Source organism: Erysipelatoclostridium sp. MSK.7.34, assembly GCF_019041935.1.
Taxonomy (GTDB): domain Bacteria; phylum Bacillota_I; class Bacilli_A; order Erysipelotrichales; family Coprobacillaceae; genus Thomasclavelia; species Thomasclavelia ramosa.
This window is the reverse complement of the sequence record NZ_JAHPYJ010000056.1, coordinates 1-2,351: the sequence shown is the minus strand read 5'-3', so window position 1 is coordinate 2,351 and position 2,351 is coordinate 1. Positions and strand designations below refer to the sequence as shown.

The window sequence follows — 2,351 nt, the reverse complement described above, 5'->3', positions numbered from 1 at the left end:
ATAGCAAGCTGCCGGTTCTTTTTTTATTTACGGATACCTCTGCGTATCCTTTTTTTATTTTATATCCGGCTTTAATATAAGCAGTTCTGGATGAATTATGTCGTCTATCATCGACTTACTGCTATAGTTTTAATCAGCCCGGGTTATCAGCTGTTATTAAGATAATAACAGCTGTTGTGATTTTTCCTGCAGGATCAGGATAGATTATCTAAGGCAGGTAACTATATAAAATTCAAGTGTTTTTATGAAAAAGTTAAAAAATGTTAAAATAAATGATTTTATATGTTAAGTAGTATAGATCCTTGAAATGTGAATAATGATTTGTAATTTTTGGGCATGACGAAAAGAACCAAAATTGGCCTTTTTTTAATTTTAATGCATTTATTTTATCTTAAAAGTGCATCATCAAATTGTTGATTGGTACTTGAAAGATGATAAATAATTCTAAGTAATTTTCTAACACAATGTCCACAAGCACAACGATGACCTTTACCTTGAGAAATCTTTAAATCATAATATTGTTTAAATACCGGATTATTATTATTAATCACAGGCAATATGATCTGATATAAAGTCTTTCTCAAATATGGTGAACCTTTCTTGGTAATAGCAGTATGTTGTGCGTCGTATTGACTTGATTCGTAATGATAAGGAGCAACACCAGCTGCTTTTATTATCTTAGATGGCTTAGAATAGTTGCTTATCTCTCCTAATTCGGCTAAAATAGAAGTACCAGAGAAATGAGAAATCCCTGGGATGGATAGGATAGGAGAGTTATTTTGGATGGAAAACTCTTCTATTTTTTTATCTGTTTCAGCTAACTGTTCATTGATAAGTTCAATCTGACTTATCAGATGTTTGATTTTGATTACTTCTGCTGCTGATGAAATTCCAATAGAAGATTTAGCAGAGTCTTTAAGCTGCTGTGCAGTTAGAGATATGCGGTTCCCTCGGCCTTTTATTTCAAAACATTTGCGAATAGTTCTAATATCAGTACTAGCGATATTTTCAGCACTGCCAAATGTTTTAAGTACATTCATGTAGATAATGCCGTATTTAGATGAAAATAAGCTGTTGAATTCAGGGAAAACAATATCAATACATTTTTGTAGGCGGTTTGTATAAACATTGAGTTCTTCTTTTAAATTGTGATGATGTCTAGTTAATTGCTTTTGTTCATAAAGATCGAAGCTGTTGACTTTTGTAATACGATACTGCTTTTTTCGTACAGGAGTATCCAAAACATCACAGATAGTAAGAGTGTCAAGTTTATCATTCTTAGTGATGCCGTTCTGCATTTTACGAGTGTAATCAGTAGTTTTAGGGTTGATAAGAGCAACAGTAAAATTTTTTTCTAAAAGATACTTTAATAAAGCAAAATGATAATGCCCGGTGTCTTCCATACCAATCAATATAGAGTCCTTAGAATAAGAACTAAGTTTTTGGATTAGAGAATCAAATCCATCTTTAGTATTGGAAAAAGAAGAAGGTTGAAGTAAAACTTCACCACTATCTTTGTCCATAATACAAAAGAAGTGTTTTTTTCCAATATCGATACCAACTAATTTCATAATAAAAGATCCTTTCTTGATAAAAATATGTGAAAAGGTATCCACAACACTTAGACCACAAAACCTGGTGCAAAATACGAATTCAAGACTCATCTAACTAATCATTATTTAGGAATAAGGTTGTGGTAAGGGCCTGCCTAAAGTAGTCATGCTACAAGGTGAAAAATACAAATCCACATTTACATATTAAATATTTTACAAATTAACTTAACCGTAATCAACCACGGTTTAAATGGTTGATAGAAAGGAGAAGGTATATTTGTAGATGACTATTAAATGAGTCAATTACAATATACCAGGTAAAAATATTTATGATCGTGCAGGCGATAAAGTAAACTCTAACAGAGCTGGTACAGGCATTTTATTTAAAATAAGAGCGTTTGGCGAAGAATCAGATAAAATATCAGCAGACATGATGTTTTTGCGTTGTATTGAAAAATAGACCTGTTTTTAATTCTTTAAAAAAAAGAAGGGACGGTTAATAAAATAGCTATATTTAATAAAAAAATAAAATCAGAAAAGAGTCGAAAAAATGGGAGAAAAAAGGGAAGTCACAAAATAATGTGAAAATAACTCTTTACAAGACAAAAGGGATATGGTAAATTAAATAGGCACTCGAGGAAAGGGACGTAAGGACCGGAGAGAAAAAGCAAAAAAAGTTAAAAAAAAGATTGACTAAAAAGCGAAAAGAGTGTAAGATATTCAAGTCGGCAAAAGAAGCCGGAGAGATCATTGAAAACTAAACAGAATTAAGAAACACACGTCAATATCCAGAAGGAT

The 2,351-nt window shown here is 31.6% G+C and carries 1 protein-coding gene; it reads right to left on the bottom strand.

What is annotated here, in order from left to right; all coding sequences use genetic code 11:
- Window positions 1–386: 386 nt before the first annotated feature.
- A complete protein-coding gene (locus tag KTF99_RS16715; protein WP_029482501.1) occupies window positions 387–1,571 on the bottom strand; it encodes an IS110 family transposase in 1,185 nt (394 codons plus the stop codon).
- Between the last annotated feature and the right edge of the window lie 780 nt (window positions 1,572–2,351).

Bases quoted from the DNA above. Each gene is read 5' to 3' on its own strand.
- KTF99_RS16715 (WP_029482501.1), bottom strand. From the start codon at position 1,571: ATGAAATTAGTTGGTATCGATATTGGAAAAAAACACTTCTTTTGTATT.